This window comes from Streptomyces sp. NBC_01506 (assembly GCF_045040295.1).
Classification (GTDB): domain Bacteria; phylum Actinomycetota; class Actinomycetes; order Streptomycetales; family Streptomycetaceae; genus Streptomyces.
Window position 1 is genome coordinate 1201135 of record NZ_CP109422.1, and the last position, 16358, is coordinate 1217492.

Annotated in this window: 14 protein-coding genes and 1 riboswitch; of the genes, 1 reads left to right on the top strand and 13 read right to left on the bottom strand. The window is 70.5% G+C overall.

What is annotated here, in order from left to right; genetic code table 11:
• Window positions 1–16: 16 nt before the first annotated feature.
• Window positions 17–862: an SGNH/GDSL hydrolase family protein gene (locus tag OG329_RS04870; RefSeq protein WP_405793076.1), complete on the bottom strand. Its 846-nt coding sequence runs from the start codon at window positions 860–862 to the stop codon at window positions 17–19.
• Window positions 863–1044: 182 nt separating this feature from the next.
• On the bottom strand, window positions 1045–1980 hold the full coding sequence (locus OG329_RS04875; RefSeq protein WP_405793077.1) for a peptidoglycan DD-metalloendopeptidase family protein: 936 nt from the start codon (window positions 1978–1980) through the stop codon (window positions 1045–1047).
• Window positions 1981–1984: 4 nt separating this feature from the next.
• A riboswitch (cyclic di-AMP (ydaO/yuaA leader) is annotated at window positions 1985–2149 on the bottom strand.
• Window positions 2150–2555: 406 nt separating this feature from the next.
• Between OG329_RS04875 and OG329_RS04880 the strand changes: the two genes are divergently transcribed.
• A complete protein-coding gene (locus tag OG329_RS04880; protein WP_405801651.1) occupies window positions 2556–3353 on the top strand; it encodes a tyrosine-protein phosphatase in 798 nt (265 codons plus the stop codon).
• A 36-nt stretch (window positions 3354–3389) separates the two neighbouring features.
• Here OG329_RS04880 and OG329_RS04885 read toward each other — a convergent pair whose 3' ends face one another.
• The 11 genes from OG329_RS04885 to hpnC form a co-directional block, all read right to left on the bottom strand.
• On the bottom strand, window positions 3390–3506 hold the full coding sequence (locus tag OG329_RS04885; protein WP_405801652.1) for a DUF6126 family protein: 117 nt from the start codon (window positions 3504–3506) through the stop codon (window positions 3390–3392).
• Between the two features lie 165 nt (window positions 3507–3671).
• Window positions 3672–4319, bottom strand: a complete 648-nt coding sequence (locus OG329_RS04890) for a helix-turn-helix domain-containing protein (protein ID WP_405793078.1) — start codon at window positions 4317–4319, stop codon at window positions 3672–3674.
• Between the two features lie 87 nt (window positions 4320–4406).
• The gene (locus tag OG329_RS04895) at window positions 4407–5849 is read right to left on the bottom strand and encodes an aspartate aminotransferase family protein (protein WP_405793079.1); all 1443 of its coding nucleotides are present in this window, start codon (window positions 5847–5849) and stop codon (window positions 4407–4409) included.
• Window positions 5846–7744: a 1-deoxy-D-xylulose-5-phosphate synthase gene (gene dxs, locus OG329_RS04900; RefSeq protein ID WP_405793080.1), complete on the bottom strand. Its 1899-nt coding sequence runs from the start codon at window positions 7742–7744 to the stop codon at window positions 5846–5848. The genes OG329_RS04895 and dxs overlap by 4 nt, the downstream gene beginning before the upstream one ends.
• 128 nt (window positions 7745–7872) lie before the next feature.
• Window positions 7873–8892 carry an adenosyl-hopene transferase HpnH gene (gene hpnH / locus OG329_RS04905; protein WP_405793081.1) on the bottom strand — a complete coding sequence of 340 codons (1020 nt, stop codon included), beginning with the start codon at window positions 8890–8892 and terminating at the stop codon, window positions 7873–7875.
• Between the two features lie 5 nt (window positions 8893–8897).
• Window positions 8898–9605, bottom strand: coding sequence for a 1-hydroxy-2-methyl-2-butenyl 4-diphosphate reductase (locus tag OG329_RS04910; protein WP_405793082.1), 708 nt, complete (start codon window positions 9603–9605; stop codon window positions 8898–8900).
• Entirely contained in the window at window positions 9605–11677 is a 2073-nt protein-coding gene (shc, locus tag OG329_RS04915) for a squalene--hopene cyclase (RefSeq protein WP_405793083.1), read from the bottom strand. The genes OG329_RS04910 and shc overlap by 1 nt, the downstream gene beginning before the upstream one ends.
• A gap of 146 nt (window positions 11678–11823) precedes the next feature.
• Window positions 11824–12918, bottom strand: a complete 1095-nt coding sequence (locus tag OG329_RS04920) for a polyprenyl synthetase family protein (protein ID WP_405793084.1) — start codon at window positions 12916–12918, stop codon at window positions 11824–11826.
• A gap of 62 nt (window positions 12919–12980) precedes the next feature.
• Complete coding sequence (gene hpnE / locus OG329_RS04925) at window positions 12981–14369, bottom strand: hydroxysqualene dehydroxylase HpnE (RefSeq protein WP_405793085.1); 1389 nt, start codon at window positions 14367–14369, stop codon at window positions 12981–12983.
• Between the two features lie 85 nt (window positions 14370–14454).
• Entirely contained in the window at window positions 14455–15405 is a 951-nt protein-coding gene (gene hpnD, locus OG329_RS04930) for a presqualene diphosphate synthase HpnD (protein ID WP_405793086.1), read from the bottom strand.
• Entirely contained in the window at window positions 15402–16322 is a 921-nt protein-coding gene (hpnC, locus tag OG329_RS04935; RefSeq protein ID WP_405793087.1) for a squalene synthase HpnC, read from the bottom strand. The genes hpnD and hpnC overlap by 4 nt, the downstream gene beginning before the upstream one ends.
• Window positions 16323–16358 lie beyond the last annotated feature (36 nt).

A 16358-nucleotide genomic window follows, 5' to 3' on the forward strand; every position in this document is an offset into this window, starting at 1 on the left:
ACCCGGTGACCCGTCCTCAGTGCCGTATCAGGGGCAGCAGGTCCGGGCGTTTGGCGACCGTGTGGTCGCCCGAGGACTCGCCGCGCAGCCTGCGGCCGATCCAGGGGACCAGATATTCGCGCGCCCACTGCATGTCGTCGCGGCGCACCTCCAGCGTGCCGCGCGGAGGCAGCGGCGGCCACGGCTGGTCCGGGTCGGCGGGGACGTCGAGGCCGAGGACCTGGGCCGCGCGCAGCGCCACGCGGGTGTGGCCCTCGGGTGACAGATGCAGCCGGTCGCCGTCCCAGGCGCGGCGGTCCTGGACGGACCTGAGCGACCACAGGTCCAGGACCGGGCAGTCGTAGCGGTCGGCGATGGAGCGGACGTGTGCGGTGAACGTGGCTATTTTTCCGCGCAGATGACGCAGCACCGGCACACCGCGCGTGTCGAAACCGGTCGGGACCATGACGGTGCCGACCACGCTCGTCAGGTCCGCCAGCGCCCGTTCGAAACGTTCGGCGACGTCGTCGGGATCGCTGCCGGGCCGGATGATGTCGTTGCCGCCGGCGCAGAACGTCACCAGATCCGGGGCGAGTTCCTTGGCGCGCGGGATCTGCTCGGCCACGATCTGGTCGAGCAGCCGTCCCCGTACGGCGAGATTGGCGTACCGGAACGACGCGTGGTCGGGGTCGTCGACGGCCGGAGCGTCGGATGTCCGGTCGGCGAGGTCGGCGAGCAGTACGGCGAGCCGGTCCGCCCAGCCGACATAGACTCCGCCCGGTCCCGGATCGCCGACGCCCTCGGTGAAACTGTCACCGAGGGCGGCGTACGACCCGAAAGCGCTTCTGGTCTCTCTTCTCGAATCGCTCGAATCGTCAGCCACAGCAGAACATCTTTCACCCGCGTATGTGACTTACGCGACCGTAAGGAGGGGTTGACGCCGGTGAGAAACACCACCGGTCAAAATTCGTTCAAGCCGGAATAAGACAATGGCCGTCGGCCGGCACTCGGGGTGCCGGCCAACGGCCATTCCTGGAGAGGTCGAACGGCTGAAGGCCGAACGGCTCAGACGGAAACGCCGTGCTCGCGCAGATACGCCAGCGGGTCGATGTCGGAGCCGTAACTCGGGCCGGTGCGGATCTCGAAGTGCAGGTGCGGACCGGTGGAGTTGCCGGTGGAACCGGAGAGACCGATCTGGTCGCCGCCGCCGACACTCTGGCCCGCCGAGACGGTGAGCGAGGAAAGGTGGGCGTACTGCGAGTACTTGCCGTCGTCGTGCTTGATGACGACCTCGTTGCCGTACGACCCGGACCAGCCGGCCGAGACGACGGTGCCGGGACCGACCGCCTTTACGGTGGTGCCCGACGCCGCCGAGAAGTCCACGCCCGTGTGGTAGCCGCTGGACCAGCTTCCGCCGGCCTGGTGGTACGGGGTCGAGGTGGAGGAGTCGACGGGGGCGGTGTAGCCGGAGCCGCTGCTCTGCGCCGCGGGCTCGTTCGCCGCGGTGGTGTCCGCCTTCGGGGCGGGCTCGGCCGGGGCGGGCTTCGCGGGGGCCGGCTTCTTCGGGGTGGCCTCGGCCTTGCCCTCGGAGGACGCCTTGCTCTGCGCGTTGATGGTGAGCTTCAGGCCCGGGTGGATCAGCGACGGGTCGTCACCGACGGCCTCGCGGTTGTCCTCGTACAGCTTCTCCCAGCCGCCGCTGACCTTCTGCGTCTCGGCGATCTTGGCGAGGTAGTCGCCCGCGGTGACCGAGTACGTCTTCACGGTCTTGGCGGTGGCGGCCTGCTGGGCCGTCTGCGTGGCGGAGGCGGCGGAAGCGGTGTGCGCGGCGGACACGACGCGCTCCGGCGCCACGGACGGCGCCGCGGTCTGCTCGGCGGCGTGCGCGCCGGTGGCACCGATGAGCGGAAGCGCGAGGGCGGCGCCACCCGCTCCGGCGGCGACGATTCCGCGCGCGATCGAGTTGGTCCTCGGACGACGGTGCTTACCCATTGCGGGCATGGCGAATTCCTCTCCGGCGCCTACGAGGTGAGCTGTCGGGTTCGGGCTGGAGATGCCCGGTCGCGCCGTGGCGCGACTTCACCCCAAGCCGGTCCGGTGTGCCGGATCGGCGACTTACCTGGGTCCCCCGCTCCTGCCACACGTGGATGATTGCTGGTGGATGCGGATTCCGAGCGGCGGCAGGATTCGGCGATCCGCTCGGATTGCGGTGACCGTAAGCCGGGTGGGCCGACCCGTACAAGCCGTCGTATTCCCCCGGTGATCCGCTCCTGGATATCGTTCTCCAAGAGCGGTCACCCTGTGTGGATTACGGATCTTCGAATTCCGGGCGCCGCCCCAATTCCCCTTCCGGGCGCCGCCACACACCGTCACGGATATGATCTGGCTCACCAGTCGATGACGATCTGCCCCCATCTCCCCTGTGAACGGGGCACGTTATAAGGAATCACTCAATACGGACAGAAGCCCTATCCGTGAACTGATTTCAGCGGGAATGGATGTCGTAAAGTCGGAGCGCGACAGCGTCGGCGACGAGCGCCGACCGCAGACGCGGAGGAGTTCACGTGACGCACGAGGTGCCGCAGCCGGTCCCGTCGACCGAGCCCGAACTGGCCGGTGTACGCAACTTCCGCGACGTGGGCGGTCTGCCGACCGCCGATGGGCGGCGCGTCCGGTACGGCCGGCTCTTCCGCAGCGGGCACCTCGCGCACGCCACGGCCGAGGACAGGGCGTTCCTTACGTCGCTGGGTCTGCACACGATCTTCGACTTCCGCAACGCGGCCGACCAGAAGCTCGACGGCCTGGACGTGGAGCTGGCCGGCGTACGCAATGTGAACATTCCGCTCACCGACCCGGCCGACGGGACGGAGTTCTGGAAGATGGTCCGCGACGGCGATCTCGACCAGCTCCGGTCGATCCTCGCCGACGGCAAGGGCGTGGCCCGGATGTCCGCTTCGTACCGTTCGATCATTCTGGACCGCACCGCCGAGCACCGGCGTGTGCTGCACGCCCTGGCCGAGGAAAGCCTGCCCGCGCTGATGCACTGCGCGGCGGGCAAGGACAGGGCCGGGCTCTCCATCGCGGTGTCGCTGCTCGCCGTGGGCGTGGAGCGGGAGGCGATCGAGGCGGACTATCTGAAGTCGAACGATCCGCACCGCAGGTATCAGGTACGCCGCAGCGATCCGACGCCCGGCGGGACTTCGCCGGAGGTGATGGAGCTGCTGGCGCCGCTGTTCGACGCGCGCGCCGAATATCTCGAGACGGCCTTCACGACGATGGAGGAGACGTGGGGCAGCGTCGACCGCTATCTCACGGACGGCCTGGGACTGACGGACGAGACACGCGAGCGGCTGCGGAAGCGCCTCGTCGAATAGGTCCGTCCGGCGATCAGCGGCGAACGCGGCCTGTCGTCATTTCGCGCCCGCCTCGAAGAGCAGATAGAGGAACCCGGCCACGACATGACCGGCGACGAGGTAGGCGAACAGCCGGACGGCGAGTCCGCGCGGGAAGTTGCTCTCCTCGTCCATCACGGACTTGGCGGGAGCGGGAGCGGGGGCCTCGTCGGCGGGCGCGGGCGCGTCGGCGGGGGCGTCGGCGGGGGCGTCGGAGGACGGCTCGCGCTCGGCGGTGGCGTCCACAGGGTTGTCAGACACGGTGATGACCTCTCTGGTCCGTTCGAAGCTGATAGCGAGTCACCGGCGGTGGCCCCCGCCCGGCAGGCACAGCTCGGCGGTCGGGCTGGTCAGCAGGGTGTGTACGAACAGCAGCTCGACGCCGTCCGGGCCGGCCGCCGCCAGGCGGTGCGGTGTCATCGAGTCGAAGTGGGCGCTGTCGCCCTTGTCGAGCACATGGACGGCGTCCCCGAGGCCCAGCCGCAGCCGCCCCTGGAGGACGTGGATCCACTCCTCCCCCGGATGGACACGGACGAGGCCGGCCTGCGCCCCGTACGGCACCGTCACCCGTAACGGCTGCATCGCACGACCGGAGGGGCTGCCCGCCTGGCGGTAGGTCCAGCCGTCGGCCTCCACGGGCTCCGCCCGCGCGGCGCGGATGACGGGGTCGCGCTCGGGCGGCTCCTCGCCCAGCAGCTCGGAGACCGTCGTACCGTAGACACGCGCCAGTCCGAGCAGCATCGGCAGCGAGGGCTGGCGCCGACCGGTCTCCAGCCGGGAGAGATGGGCCGGGGAGAGCCCGGCCCGCCCGGCGGCGGCCTCCAGCGTGAGGCCCCGGCCGCGCCGCAGCTCGCGCAGTCGGGGTGCGACGTCCGGCAGGACCTCGTCCGTCACACCGGTCTCGCCGGTCACTCCGGTCTCGTACTCACTGGCGGCGGGGTTGCTCATACCTCCATTGCGCCAGGGATTTTCCTCTGAGGCAAATTTCTTGCCTGAGAGGCAAGCCGCCGCGGTGAACTTCGGAGCCGAGACCCGTCACCGATTCGCGATGGCCTGTTTCACCAGTGTCCTGCCGAAGTCCCACATGAGCCCGCCGCCCCGGTGCGCGTCGTCCATGACCGCGGTGAAGGCCGTCACGAAGCGGTCGACCTCCCGCTCCCCGATGGTCAGCGGCGGAATCAGCTTGATCACTTCCAGCTCGTCCCCCGAGACCTGGGTGAGGATCCGGTGCTTCTGGAGAAGCGGCACCACGACCATCTGCGCGAAGAGACCCTTCCTGGCCGCCTGGAGCATCGTCCAGCGGCTCCGCAGCCCGAGCGACGTCGGCCGCCCGAACTCGATGCCGATCATCAGCCCCCGGCCGCGCACCTCGCTCAGGAACTCGTACCGCTCGACCAGCGCCGCCAGCCTCGTCCGCAGCAGATCGCCGGTCACCCTGGCGTTGGCCACGATCCGCTCGTCCTCGATCACCGACAGGACGGCGAGCCCCGCGGCCATCGCCTGCGCGTTGGACCCGAAGCTGGCCGAATGGACCAGCACCCGGTCCATCGAGGAGTACACCTTCTTGAAGATCCAGTCCTCGCCGAGGGTCGCCCCGACCGGCACATAGCCGCCGGAGAGCGCCTTCGCCACACACACCAGGTCCGGCTCGACGCCTTCCTCGTGCTGGTACGCGTAGAAGTCGCCGGTCCTGCCCAGCCCGGTCTGCACCTCGTCGGCGATGAGCAGCGCCTTGTGCCGGCGCAGCGACTCCTGTGCCGCCCGCAGGAAACCGGGCGGCATCGCGTACACGCCCTTGCCCTGGATCGGTTCGACGACGAGGCCGGCGACGTCGCCGCGCTTCAACTCCCTTTCCAGCGCGTCGAGATCACCGAGCGCGAGCGCGGTGTCGGGCAGCAGCGGCGCGAAGCCGTCGCGGAAGCCGGCCTCGCCGTTGACCGAGAGCGAGCCGGTGGTCAGGCCGTGGAAGGCGTGCGAGAAGTAGAGGATCCTGGGTTTTCCGGTGGCGTACCGGGCGAATTTCAGCGCGGTCTCGACGGCTTCCGTACCGCTGTTGCCGAAGAAGACCCGGTCCAGGTGCGGGCTGTGCGTGAGCAGTTTCTCGGCGAGCAGTCCGGGCAGCGGCTGGCAGTCGAAGCGGGTGAGGTCGGCGAGCGAGGCGTCGAGGACGTCGTGGAGGGCCTTGCGTACGACGGGGTGGTGCCGGCCGAGGCCCATGACGCCGAAGCCGGCGAGCATGTCGAGGTAGTCGTTGCCGTCGGCGTCCCAGAAGTAGGCGCCCTCGGCGCGTTCGTAGACCTTGTCGAAGCCGATGGTCCGCAGCATGCGCGGGAGTTGGTGGTTGAGGTACGCGGTGTGCAACTCGTAGCGCTCACCGCCGCGTTCGGCGAGGAGCTTCGCGAGGTCGAAGCCCTTCGCCGGGGACGTACCGCGCTCCCCCTCCGCCTGCTCCGCCCCGTGCTCCGTGGACTCCGTCATCGCGTGCTCTCCTCGCGCTTGCGCGTACGCGCCAGTGCGGCGCTGATCCCCCCGGCGATCTCCACCGGGGTGAGCCCGATGTCGGCCAGCACCTCGCCGCGCTTGGCGTGCGCCAGGAACTGTTCGGGGATGCCGAAGGTACGCAGCGGTACGTCCACCTCGGCGTCGCGAAGCGCCTGCCCCACGGCCCAACCGACTCCGCCGCTGCGGCTGTTGTCCTCCACGACGGCCACGATCCGGTGGCGCGCGGCCAGCGGCGCCAGCGCCTCGTCGACGGGCTTGACCCAGCGGGGGTCGACCACGGTGCAGCGAAGGCCCCGCGCGACCAGCAGCTCCGCCGTACCGAGACAGACCCCGGCGAGCGCCCCGACGGACACGAGCAGCACGTCCGGGACCCCGTCCTCCGGCCGGTGCAGGATGTCGAGCCCGCCCGTACGCCCCACGGCGGGAATCGGCTCGCCGACCGACTCCTTGGGGAATCGCACCACGGTCGGCGCGTCGTCCACCGCCACGGCTTCCCGCAGCAGCGACCTGAGCTGGTCCGCGTCGCGCGGAGCGGCGATCCGCAGTTCCGGTACGCACTGGAGCAGCGACATGTCCCACATGCCGTTGTGCGAGGGCCCGTCGACGCCGGTGACACCGGCCCGGTCGAGAACGAACGTGACGCCGCACCGGTGCAGCGCGACGTCCATCAGCAGTTGGTCGAAGGCGCGGTTGAGGAAGGTGGCGTAGACGGCGACGACGGGGTGCAGTCCGCCGGTGGCGAGCCCGGCGGCGGAGACCGCGGCCTGCTGCTCGGCGATGCCGACGTCCCAGACGCGGTCGGGGAAGCGCGCGGCGAATCCGGTGAGCCCGACCGGGTGCAGCATGGCGGCGGTGACGGCCACGACGTCGGGCCGCTCCTCGCCGATGGCGACGATCTCGTCGCCGAAGACCGATGTCCAGGAGGGTTTGCCGGCCGGTGCCAGCGGCTCGCAGGTCAGCGGGTCCATCGCGCCGACGGTGTGGAAGTGGTCGGCCTGGTCGTCCAGCGCGGGCTGGTAGCCGCGGCCCTTCTCGGTCAGACAGTGCACGAGTACGGGGCCGGTGAAGCGGCTCGCGCGGCGCAGCGCCGACTCGACGGCCGCGATGTCGTGTCCGTCGATCGGACCGACGTACTTGAGCCCCAGGTCCTCGAACATGCCCTGCGGTGCGACGAAGTCCTTGAAGCCCTTCTTCGCCCCGTGCAGCGACCCGTAGAGCGGCCGGCCCACCACGGGGGTCTGCTGGAGGACTTCCTTGCCCCACGCGAGCACCTGCTCGTAGCCGTCGCTGGTGCGCAGGGCGGCGAGGTGTCTGGCGAGACCGCCGATGGTGGGGCTGTACGAACGCTCGTTGTCGTTCACCACGATGATCAGCGGGCGGTCCTTCGCGGCGGCGATGTTGTTCAGCGCCTCCCAGGCCATGCCGCCGGTGAGCGCCCCGTCCCCGATGACCGCGACGACATGGTCGTCGCCGCCGAGCACCTGGCGGGCCTTGGCGAGGCCGTCGGCCCAGCCCAGCACGGTGGAGGCGTGGGAGTTCTCGATGATGTCGTGGTCGGACTCCTCGCGCGAGGGGTAGCCGGAGAGGCCGCCCTTGGTCCGCAGTTTGGAGAAGTCCTGTCTGCCGGTGAGCAGTTTGTGCACGTAGCTCTGGTGTCCGGTGTCCCACAGGATGCGGTCGGCCGGTGAGTCGAAGACCCGGTGCAGGGCGACGGTCAGCTCCACCACCCCGAGGTTGGGCCCCAGATGCCCGCCTGTCCTGGCGACCGCGTGGATCAGGAACTGCCTGATGTCCGCGGCCAGTTCGTCGAGTTCGGCGCCGGTCAGCGCTTTCAGGTCGCGCGGCCCCCGGATGTTCTGCAGTATCGACATGCTCGGCCCCCTCTGGATCCTGGGCGGATCCGTCAGATCACGGTGACTGCCGGTCAGGCCACCGGAAGGACAGCGGCGAGAGGCGCCGCTGTCCTTCCGGTGGCCGTGACCGTCACGGGCCGCCGGTCTCACTTGCTCCCGGCGACCGTCTCACGAACCGCTCGCAGCGACTCCTTGAGGGAGCCCATGGTGGCGAGTACGGCCGTCGGTTCGTAGCCGCAGTGCGCCATGCAGTTGGCGCAGCGCGGGTCCTTGCCCCGGCCGTACTTGTCCCAGTCGGTCTCCTCGACCAACTCCCGGTACGTCGGGACGTACCCGTCGCTCATCAGATAGCAGGGGCGCTGCCAGCCGAAGAGCGAGTAGTTGGGAATGGCCCAGGCCGTGCACGGGAAGTCGGCCTTGCCCTCCAGGAAGTCCAGGAAGAGCGGGGAGTGGTTCAGGCGCCAGCGGCTCCTGTTGCCGCCGGCGAACGCCTTCTTGAACAGCTCCCGTGTCTGCTCGACGCCCAGGAAGTGCTCCTGGTCGGGTGCCTTCTCGTAGGCGTAGGCGGGCGAGATCATCATCTCGTCGACCTTCAGGTCGTCGTTGAGGTAGTTGAGGACCTCGATGATGGTCTGCGGGGTGTCGGTGTTGAAGAAGGTGGAGTTGGTGGTGACCCGGAAGCCGCGCTTCTTGGCCTCCTTCATCGCCTCCACGGCCTCGTCGAAGACTCCTTCCTTGGCGACGGACTCGTCGTGCCGCTCGCGCAGGCCGTCGATGTGCACGGCGAACGCGAAGTACGGCGACGGCGTGAACTTGTCCAACTTCTTGCGCATCAGCATCGCGTTGGTGCAGAGGAAGACATACTTCTTCTTGGCCACCAACTGCCGGACGATCTCGTCGATCTGAGGGTGCATCAGCGGCTCGCCGCCGGCGATGGAGACCATCGGTGCCCCGGATTCGAGCACCGCCCCCACCGCTTGCGCCACGGGCATGCGCTGCTTCAGGACCCCGGCCGGGTGCTGGATCTTGCCGCAGCCCTCACATGCGAGATTGCAGGCGAAGAGGGGTTCCAGCTCGACGATGAGTGGGAACTTCTCACGCTTGCGGAGCTTCTGTTCAACGAGGTACGTCCCGACCCTGATGGTCTGACGGAGCGGCATGGCCATCTAGCTCACCTCCTGGGGAGCAGCAAAGAACGGTGCCATTCAAGAAAAGCCGGAATGACGGCACGAAGGACACGGAAAGCTGATATTCCACCGCGAACCGTGCCAATTCGGACTAGCTCATGCTCTGGAGCGTCCACGACCACCCGTACGGCCGCAACCGGGCGGGACCCGGCGCTCAGAGCACTGTGGAGCGTCGCGGCGGACTCCATGTCCACGGCGACGGCTCCCGTGGCGCGCAGTCCGGCCCTCTCGGGGCCGCGCACCACATGGTCGGATCCGGTCAGCGGGCCGGTATGGACCGTACGTCCGGGCAGCGCCCGGGACAGCGCCTCCACGAGCAGCCCTGTTCCCGTGCAGGGCGTCGAGCCGTGGGGGCCCCGGGTCTCGTCGGCGACGATCAGGTCCCCCGGATTCATTCCGGGGGCCAGGCCGGCACAGAATCCGGACGCGATGACGGCCGCGTCCCTGTTCCGGTCCGTTCCGAGCGCGCGCGCCGTCGCGCGCTCGGCGTTCTTGGGGCCCATGCCCGTACGCAGTACGGTGACGGGCCCGGCGTCATGGGGCGCGCCGCCGCGCTCGCCCCGGCCCGCCAGAGCGCTCCGCAGCGCACTGCGCAGGGCGATGTGCTCGATACCGAGGGCGCAGGCGATCAGCAGCGGGGCGCCGGCCGGGTCACCGACCGCGTCGCCGCCTGTGTCGGGGGGAGAGTCCATCAGGCCCCCTTGCGGCTGTCCGCCCGGCTGTCGGGTCGTCGCTCCTTGACGCTCCTCGTCCGGCCGTCGCCCAGCCGCTCGGCGCGGGCCCGCGCGCGGTCCAGATGCGGTTCGCCGTTGACGTACCGGCCGAGGGCCGTGAGCGGGAACACCTGCCGGTAGAGGTGGTAGTTGATGGAGAAGTCCCACGGGAAGCCGGTGCCGGTGAAGTACGGCTCGTCCCAGGAGCCGTCCTCCCGCTGGGCCGCCGCGAGCCAGGCCACCCCGCGCTCGACGGCCGGTGTGTCCCGTCGCCCGGCGGCCAGCAGCGCGAGCAGCGCCCAGGCGGTCTGCGAGGCGGTGGACTCGCCGTGCCCGATCCACTTCTCCTCGCGGTACGAGCGCAGGTCCTCGCCCCAGCCTCCGTCGTCGTTCTGTACGGATTCGAGCCAGTTGACGGCGCGGCGGATCGCGGGGTGGGTGACGGGGATCCCGGCGGCGACGAGCGCCGGTACCACGGACCCTGTCCCGTACACGTAGTTGACGCCCCAGCGGCCGAACCAGGAGCCGTCGGCCTCCTGTTCGGTGAGCAGCCACTCGATGCCGCGCCGGGTGTCGGGGTGCCGTTCCAGGCCCTCGTACGCCAGCATCTCCACGACATGCGCGGTGACGTCGGCCGACGGCGGGTCGATGACCTCGCCGAAGTCGCAGAACGGCAGCCGGTTGGGGAACGAGCTGACGTTGTCGGCGTCGAAGGCGCCCCAGGCGCCGTTCTTCGACTGCATGCCGAGCGTCCAGCGCGCGCCGCGCTCGACGGCCGCGTCCATGCGCGCGGTGTCCGGGTAGGTGACCCGGCGCAGGGCGAGGATGACCTCGGCGGTGTCGTCGATGTCCGGGTAGTTGTCGTTGTGGAACTCGAACGCCCAGCCGCCGGGCGTGAGCCCGGGTCGGCGTACGGCCCAGTCGCCGGGGCGCACGATCTGCTCGTCCAGCATCCACTCGGCCGCCTTGACGAGCGCGGGGTGGTCCGGGCTCACACCCGCGTCGGCCAGCGCGATCGTGGCCAGACAGGTGTCCCACACCGGCGACTGGCATGCCTCGATCATGCGTGAGCCGTCCTCGCGCCAGACGGCGAAGCGGTCGAGCGATTCGAGTCCGGCGCGCATCACCGGGTGCTTCAGGTCGTAGCCGAGCAGATGCAGGGCGATGACCGAGTAGACGGCCGGCGGCTGGATGCCGCCCCAACAGCCGTCGTTCTCCTGGCGTTCGACGATCCAGCGGGCCGCCGCGTTCATCGCCGTCTTGCGTACGACGCGCGGTGCGACCTTGTGGTAGAGGTGCAGCGCCTTGTCGACACGCTGGAAGATGCCGTCCCAACTGACCGCCGCCGCAAGGGGTTTGGCGGGGTTCGGGCGGCTCATGTCGGCGTGCAGCTCGTCCAGCGCGAAGGGCGCGGGGCGGACGGGCCGCAGGGCCGAGACGATGGTGAGGGGCACGATGGTCTGCCGGGCCCAGCAGCCGAACGAGTAGATGTTCAGCGGGAACCACTTGGGCAGGAAGATGAGTTCGGGCGGTACCTCGGGCAGGTCGTCCCACTTCCACCAGCCGAACAGCGCGAGCCAGATCCGGGTGAAGACCCGGCTCTCGGCGATCCCGCCGTGCTCCCTGATCCAGGCGGCGGCGCGCGCCATGTGCGGCTCATCGGGTCCGTCCCCGGCCAGGCGCAGCGCGACGTATCCCTCGATGGTCGTGGAGAGTTCGCCCGGACCGCCGTAGAAGGTGGCCCAGGTCCCGTCGGTCCGCTGCTCGCCCCGGATGAACCGGCCGGCGGCCTCGGTGGTTCTCGCGTCCTGGACACCGAGGAACTGACGAAGCAGCAGATCCTCGGCGTCCATGGTCACATTGGTCTGAAGGTCGCCCTTCCACCAGCCCTGGGCGTCCTGTTGGCCGAGCAGATGCTCGACAGATCGTGCGGTGGCACGCCGTGCGGCCTCTCCGATGTCGTGCGCGACGGGAGTGGTGTCGGACGGTTCGCTCGCCGCGGCAGCGCGGGGTCCCACGGCCCCGGTGCTTCCGTCGGTCGTCGCTGTCATGGCTTCCCCTTACGTGCAGTTGGTCCTCTGCTGTGCTGGGGTCTCCGTCGTCCGGCGGATCGCGAGACGACCCGGCGGACGGCGACTACGGAGGCTTGTGGTGCGTCAGCCTCCGGTGAGCGTGGCTATGAGAATGGTGATAGTGATCATCTCTTTCGTACGACGACGAAGTCCGCGAGCGCGGTGAGCTGCGCGCGGACGCGTTCGGGCATGTCGACACGGTTCAGGGCCTCGATGGCGACGGCGTGCTGCCTGCGGGCCTCCTGCGAGGTCCACTCCCGGCCGCCCGCCTCGTCGATGAGCGCGGCCCTGGTCGCGAACTCCTCTTCCGAGAAGCTGTCGAAGTCGTTGCTCTTGGCGTCGGCGGCCAGGAGTTCACCGAGCTGTTCCGACGCCGGACCCCCCGCGGCAAGAGCGGCCACGACCGGCAGGGACTTCTTGCGCTGGCGCAGATCGCTCCAGGTCTGCTTGCCGGTGGCCCCGGGGTCGCCCCAGATGCCGAGCAGATCGTCGATGGCCTGGAAGGCGAGGCCGAGGTGGTGTCCGTACGACTCCAGGATGTCGGCGGTGCGGTCGTCGGCCCCGCCGAGGACGGCCCCGATGGAGACGGCGCAGGCGAGCAGCGCGCCCGTCTTGTTGCCCTCCATCTCCAGGCACTCCTTGACGGTGACCCGCTCACGGTGCTCGAAGGAGATGTCCTGTGCCTGACCGTCGATCAGCTTGCGGGTCGCCGTGGTGAGCCGGCGGGTGGCCCGGCCGGCCTCGGCGGTGCCCATCTCCAGCAGGATCTCGTTGGCGAGGGCGAACAGCGCGTCACCGACGAGGATCGCCTGGGCGGGGCCGTGCACCTTCCATACGGTGTCGCGGTGGCGGCGCTGTTCGTCGCCGTCCATCAGGTCGTCGTGCAGCAGCGAGAAGTTGTGCACCAGTTCCACGGCGACGGCGCCGGGGACGCCCGTCTCGGGCGCCGATCCGGCCGCCTCGGCGGACAGCAGGGCGAGCGCGGGCCGTACGGCCTTGCCGCCGTCACCGTCGGCGGGCCGGCCCTCGGCGTCGATCCAGCCGAAGTGGTAGGCGGCGACGGTGTCCATCGGCGGGGCGAGCCGGCCGACGGCGGCCCGCAGTACGGGGGTTGACAGGGCACGGCCGCGCTCCAGCAGAGCGAAGACGTCGGCGGTGTCGACAACCGGATGGGCCGGGGGCACAGTCGGCACGGTCTCTCCTCTTCTCGCAGTACTCATGGGTCCCGTACGCGTCGCCGACGTACTCGTCCTCGCCGCCCCCGTCATGGCGGCCTCGGGTCTCACGCGGCCTCCCGCAGCGGATGCGAGTGGGTGCGGCCGAGTTCGGACAGGGCCGCGCCCGCCGCGCCGAAGCCGCTGCGGACCGCGCCCTCCATAGTCGCTGGCCACCCGGTCGCGGTCCATGCGCCTGCCAGGAACAGCCCGGCCGCCCGGGTGCGGGCGTCGGGGCGCAGCAGCCCCACTCCGGGGGTCGGGGCGAATGTCGCCGTCCGCTCGCGGGTCACGAAGAAGTCCCGTACCTCGGCGCTTCTCGCGGCCGGGAGGAGACGTTTCAGCTCAGGCAGATAGCGCTCGCGCAGCTCGGCGACGGGCAGGTCGATCTCGTCCGTGACCGCCGACTGCGACAGCGCCACGTACTGACCCTCCTTCAGCCCCGAGGCGTCCGTGCGGTCGAAGACCCACTGCACGGGGGTGCCGATCGCGGCGAAGAACGGGCGGCGCAGCACCTTGCGGTCGTAGACGACGTGCACGTTGAGGATCGGCGACGTGCCGATGTCGAGGAGCCGGCCCGGCCGGTCGAGGGCGCCCTCGGGCAGCAGCGCGTGCGTCTCGCGCTGCGGTACGGCGAGGATCACCGTGTCCGCCTCGATGCGCTCCCCCGGTACGTCGACGCTCCAGCGCCCGTCCGCGGTGCGGGCCACGGCCGTGACGCGGGTGCGCAGTTCGGTGCGTACGCCCGCGGCGTCGAGGGCCTTGCGGGCGAGCGTGTCGTGCACCTCGCCCAGCGGTACCCGCGCCCAGCCGATGTCGGCGGCGCCGCGCTCGGAGAGCAGTCCGGTCTTGAAGACCTTCGCGGCCAGGCCCATGGACGCCTGTCCGGCGCGGACGTTGAGCGTGGCGACGCAGACGAGGTCCCACAGGGCCTCGACGGCGCGCGGCGACTGGCCGTGCCGGGCGAGCCAGGTGGCGAAGTCGATGCCGTCGAGCACGGGGTCGGCCGGGTCGAGCGCCTTGAGCGCGAGCGCGGCGCGTCCGACGGACGCCTTCTCGGCGAGCGAGAGGTGCGGGTACGCGGCGAGCCCGGCGGCGAGGTGCAGCGGTACGGGCAGGGCGTTGCGGCGCAGCCGTCCGAGCCGGGGCCCCCGCGCGCGTCCCACGTCCAGTACGGGGACGTCGAGCCGGTCCTGGACGGGTGCCAGGGCGGCGCCGTCGACGCGGTCGAGGAACCAGCGGTAGGCCGTGCAGCAGCGCAGATACACATGCTGGCCGTTGTCGACGGTCAACTCGCCGCGGGTGAAGGAGAAGGCGAGACCCCCGAGGCGGGGGCGGCCCTCGACGAGCGTCACGCGTACCCCGGCGTCGGCGAGCTGGAGGGCGGCGGTGACTCCGGCGATGCCGCCGCCGACGACGACCGCGTGGCGGGAGGCAGCGCTGTCGGATGTCGTCATGCGCCCTCCCCCGCGACTGTCGCAGTCAGGGACGCGTCAGCCACCCGGAGGGTTGATCGAGTGGCGTCGGTGCCGTGCGGGAGTGTCACGGGCGCCTCCTGACGCTCTGCCGGGAGATGTTCCTGGCGTCGAGTCCGGTCAGGCCACGCACGGCGACGTACGCCTTCTCGTGTCCCGGCAGTGAGACCCGGCCGCGCAGGACGGCCTCGGGGTCGCGTTCGATGCGGTCGAGCAGCCGGCGGTAGATGCCCGCCATGGCGGCGACGCAGGCGCCGCTGCGCCGGTCGAGCATGGGCAGCAGCCGGTAGCCCTCGGCGAACAGCGCGCGGGCCCGTCTGGCCTCGAAGTGGATGAGCCCGGTGAAGTCGGAGCCGGCGGGCGGTACGGCGCTGTCGAAGCCGGCCGAGCAGCCGAACTTGGCGAGGTCGTCGGCGGGCAGGTACGTACGGCCGTTGCCGGCGTCCTCGCGTACGTCACGCAGGATGTTGGTGAGCTGGAGGGCGAGGCCGAGGGTGTCGGCGTACTCGGACGCGCGCTCGGTGCCGCTCGCGGCGGGGTCGGTGCCGAAGACCCCGAGGGAGAGTCTGCCGATGGCTCCGGCGACGCACCGGCAGTAGATCTTGAGGTCGTCCCACGTCTCGTACGTCTCGCCCTTGACGTCCATGAGGACGCCGTCGATGAGTTCGTCGAGCCCGTCGAGCGGGAGCGCGAGGCGGCGGGCCGCGTCAAAGAGCGCGACGGCGACGGGGTCGGTGTCGTCCTCCTCGACGGCGCCGCGTCTGATCCGGCCGAGGAGGGCGCGGGTGTCCTCCAGCCGCGACTGCTTGGCGCCCGGCTCCAGCGTGCCGTCGCCGATGTCGTCCACGCGCCGTGAGAACGCGTAGAGCGCCGACATGGCCTGCCGCTTGTCGGCCGGCAGCAGCCGGATGCCGTAGGCGAAATTACGGGCCTGCTGCCCGGTGACGGCCTCGCAGTAGCTGTACGCGGCCAGTACCGGCGCCGACACGGGGGTCTGTCCCTCCACGATCCGGCTCACCCCTTTCTGTGCGTTTTCCGCAGGACTGCTCCCACTTCACGCAGCAGACGTGGTGTGGTGGCTTTGGGCGGTCCGGGCAGTACATCGTGTCCCACGGCGGCCACCGAGGAGAGGGCGGCGCGCCCCCCGCCGACGAATCCGGCGAGAAGGAGCCTGAGTCTGCCCTTGACGCTGTGGACCAACGGCCCTCCCTCGTCGAGGAGTTGGCCGGCGCGTTCGGCCTCGAAGGCGATCAGGGCGCGTACCGAGGCGCCGGCTGTCGGCGCGGCGAGATCGGCCTCGGTGACATGGAACCGCTTCATGTCGTCGGCGGGCAGATAGATCCGGTCGTCGGCCAGGTCCTCGGCGACGTCCTGAAGGTGCTCCACGATCTGGAGCGCGGTACAGACGGCGTCGGAGCGGCGGACACGTTCGGGGCTGGCGGTGCCCGTGATGGCCAGGACGAGGCGGCCGACGGGGTTGGCGGAGAGTTCGCAGTACTCGACCAGGTCGTCGTAGGTGCCGTAGCGCCGTACGGACTGGTCCTGGCGGTTGGCCTGAATCAGACCGAGGAACGGCTCGGGGGTGAGCGCGTGGCGCCGTACGGTCGGGACGATGCCCCGCAGCAGCGGATGGCCGGGGGCCGGGCCGGCCGGGTCGAACACCCGGCGCAGATCGGCTTCGAAGGCGTCCAGCATGGCGAGTCTGTCGTCCGTCAGCGCGGGGTCCAGGCCGAGGTGGCGGGCGTCGGCGCCACCGGGTGCGAGGTCGCCGTCGCCGATGTCGTCCACGAGGCGGGCGTAGCCGTAGACGGCCATCAGGTCGTGGCGCCAGGCGCGGGGCAGGAAGAAGGGGGCGACCGGGAAGTTCTCACCGGCCGCCTTGTCGAGGGTGGCGCGCGAGGAGGGCTCTGCCTGCCTCTGGGGGGCGCCCGTCACTGCGGACCGCCTGCTGCGGGGACGGCGAAACCCTCG